At 77.9% G+C, this 222-nt stretch carries 1 protein-coding gene; it reads right to left on the reverse strand.

Annotated features, from left to right (window positions below):
* On the reverse strand, window positions 1–222 hold a 222-nt coding region (locus tag QWY28_RS24020; RefSeq protein WP_300955405.1), incomplete at both ends, for a hypothetical protein.

Consider the following 222-nt stretch of genomic DNA (forward strand, 5'->3'; position numbering starts at 1 on the left):
GGTGACCACGACGACCAGCCAGGTCGGTCGCGGCCGGCGCACCGCCATCGCGGCGATCCGGGGGGCGGTGACCGTCCAGTCCTCCAGCTCGCGGGCCAGCGGCTCCTCGCGGTCGCCCGCGACGGCGCCGGTGGTCCCGGCCGGGCGCCGGCCGGTCGCCAGCCCGTTGGCGACGACGTGCAGCACGCCGTCGACCGGGTCGTCGTGGAAGACCTCGTCGAG

It is taken from the genome of Nocardioides oceani, from assembly GCF_030412965.1.
Taxonomy (GTDB): Bacteria; Actinomycetota; Actinomycetes; order Propionibacteriales; family Nocardioidaceae; genus Nocardioides; species Nocardioides oceani.